General features: G+C 50.2%; 3 protein-coding genes. 2 read left to right on the top strand and 1 reads right to left on the bottom strand.

What is annotated here, in order from left to right; genetic code table 11:
• Nucleotides 1-213: hypothetical protein (locus A1359_RS23060; RefSeq protein WP_232322114.1), on the bottom strand; the 213-nt coding region annotated here is incomplete at its 3' end.
• Nucleotides 214-242: 29 nt separating this feature from the next.
• On the opposite strand from A1359_RS23060, the gene A1359_RS04665 reads away from it, so the two are divergent.
• Nucleotides 243-737 carry an ATP-binding protein gene (locus A1359_RS04665; RefSeq protein ID WP_232322113.1) on the top strand — a complete coding sequence of 165 codons (495 nt, stop codon included), beginning with the start codon at nucleotides 243-245 and terminating at the stop codon, nucleotides 735-737.
• A gap of 234 nt (nucleotides 738-971) precedes the next feature.
• Nucleotides 972-2,480 carry a type I restriction endonuclease gene (locus A1359_RS04660; protein ID WP_232322112.1) on the top strand — a complete coding sequence of 503 codons (1,509 nt, stop codon included), beginning with the start codon at nucleotides 972-974 and terminating at the stop codon, nucleotides 2,478-2,480.
• The last annotated feature ends 64 nt before the right edge of the window (nucleotides 2,481-2,544 follow it).

The following is a 2,544-nucleotide window of genomic DNA, read 5'->3' as shown; positions in this document are numbered from 1 at the left end:
TAACTTAATGGCATTGAGGGCAAAGGTAGGCACAGCCCCAAGCAACGCGAGCAGGAAGGCCGAAAAGGCTACGCGGCTGGATTCGAAGGTTTGATCGACTACTTCAATGCACTGTTGCCTAATAACGAATTTATTGGCAAAGCGCTGCGGCGGGACGTGCCAATGTACCCAAGTTTGGCCGTACGCGAATTGGTGGCCAATGCGTTGATTCACCAAGATTTTCGATTACTGGTGCAGGACCCATGGTGGAAATATTTTCCGACCGGATGGAAATCACCAATCCCGGCTTGCCCTTGGTCAAAACCGAGCGTTTTTTGGATAGCCCTCCACGATCACGAAACGAAGCGTTGGCGTCGTTGATGCGTTTAATCGGTATTTGCGAGGAACGCGGCAGCGGAGTCGATAAAGTGGTTTTCGAAACCGAGATTTACCAGTTACCGGCTCCCAGTTTCGAAACGGCGGAAGAATCTACGCGGGTTGTACTATTTGCCCACAAAGCATACAAACACATGGATAGTCAGGATCGTATCCGCGCCTGTTATTTACATGCTTGTCTGCGTTATGTGCAACGCGATCCGATGACCAATGCCAGCCTTCGTGAGCGTTTTGGCATTGAGCCTGAGAACAGTGCCATGGTTTCCCGAGTCATTAAAGAAACGCTACTGTCTGATTTGATTAAGCCTTTCGATCCAGAACAAGGAAAGCGGCACGCCAAGTACCTGCCGTTTTGGGCTTAGTTCTTATTTGATGGTTATTTGACTAAAACAGATGTTTTAGTAAGGGGCTAAATTTATCTGATTGATTTTACACTAAAAACTTGTCGAGTTCTTTTTGACGGCTATTTGACTGGCCGTTTCTTGCCGACTGTTAGGTTGCCGTAATCGCGCGGCTAAAATTAAGCCTTAGTAAAGAAAAACGCTTTTTTCTTTACTAAGGTTCGGACTAAGTTAAGCAAAAACACGGAAACTTCAATGTCACAAACCACCGAAAAAGCCTTCGAAACCTATGTCGAGCAAATGTTGCTGGCCAAAGGCTGGCAAGCCGGTTCGGTAAAGAAGTGGGATAAGGAACTGGCTTTATTCCCGGCGCAAATTCTCGATTTTATCGCCGCCACCCAAACGCCGTTTTGGGACAGCATGCGCCAGCAGCATGGTGCTAATCTGCAAGCCATGTTGATCAAAGAGCTGGTTAAGGAATTGGCGATTAAAGGCTCGTTGCATGTGTTGCGCCACGGCTTTAAGTTTTACGGCAAGACCTTTCGGTTGGCCTATTTCAAACCGGCACATGGTTTGAATCAAGAGGTGTTGGCGCACTATCAACAAAATCGGCTGACGGTGACCCGGCAGGTGCCCTGTCATCCAGGTGATCACAGTACGCTGGATATGCTGTTTGCGGTTAATGGCTTACCGGTGGCGACCTGTGAACTGAAAAACCCTTGGACTGGTCAGAACTGGCGGCATGCGGTGAATCAGTATCGCAACGACCGTAATCCGCGCGCGCCGTTGTTTGACTTCAAGCAGCGGGCGCTAGTACATTTTGCTGCCGACCCGGATGAAGTCCACATGACCACCCGGTTGGCGGGTAAAAAGACCTTTTTCCTGCCGTTCAATCGTGGCAGTCATCCCGGCGAAATGGTGTGCGGTGCCGGTAATCCGCAGCATCCTTCCGGTTACCGCAGCGGTTATTTCTGGGAAGAGGTGTTGGAGCGCGAGCAGTTTCTGGACATTCTCGGCAATTTTATTTTCATCGAACGCAAAGAAGAGAAAGTCGAAGACGGCAAGGGCGGCAGTCGTTTGCTGCAAAAAGAAGCGGTAATTTTTCCGCGTTATCACCAGCTCGATGCCACCCGGCGACTGGTGGCTGCCGCGCAATTGGAAGGCCCTGGCCAGAACTATCTGATTCAGCATTCCGCCGGTAGCGGTAAGACCAATTCGATTTCCTGGCTGTCGCATCGCTTGGCCAGTTTGCATAATACCGATGACCTAAAGGTGTTTGATTGCGTGATTGTGATTACCGACCGGCAAGTGTTGGACAGGCAATTACAGGATGCGATTTATCAAATCGAACACGCGCAAGGGGTGGTCAAGGCCATCGATCAGGATTCCAAGCAGTTGGCGGCGGCGCTGATTGACGGCACCAAAATCGTGATTACTACCTTGCAGAAATTTCCGTTTGTGTTGCGCGGCTTATTGCATGCCGCTGGCGCTGATAATATCGACGCAGCGGACGAAGCAAGCAAAACGCAAGCCAAAGCCTGGGAAATGGAGATAGCCAAACGGCGTTATGCGGTGATTGTCGATGAAGCGCATTCATCGCAAAGTGGAGAAACCGCCAGAGAACTCAAGTCGATTTTGGGCGGCTCATCCCCTGTTGATCGTTCTGGAGCCGAGGTAGAAAGCTCCCTCTCCTTGCGGGAGAGGGCTGATGACATGGACTCCTCCTCACCCCTTGGCGGTGTCACAATGCACCTGAGAATTTAAACGGGACAAAGAGGAGTCCGAAATGAATCGTAACGTAGTGGGTTTGGATATTGCAAAACAAGTT

This window comes from Methylomonas lenta (genome assembly GCF_001644015.1).
In the GTDB taxonomy this organism is placed as follows: domain Bacteria; phylum Pseudomonadota; class Gammaproteobacteria; order Methylococcales; family Methylomonadaceae; genus Methylomonas; species Methylomonas lenta.
The sequence above is the reverse complement of the archived record's forward strand: the minus strand, read 5'-3'. Positions and strand labels throughout refer to the sequence as shown.

Excerpts from the sequence above, each read along its gene's own strand:
- A1359_RS04665 (WP_232322113.1), top strand. The coding sequence starts at position 243 with ATGGTGGAAATATTTTCCGACCGGATGGAAATCACCAATCCCGGCTTG.
- A1359_RS04660 (WP_232322112.1), top strand. The coding sequence starts at position 972 with ATGTCACAAACCACCGAAAAAGCCTTCGAAACCTATGTCGAGCAAATG.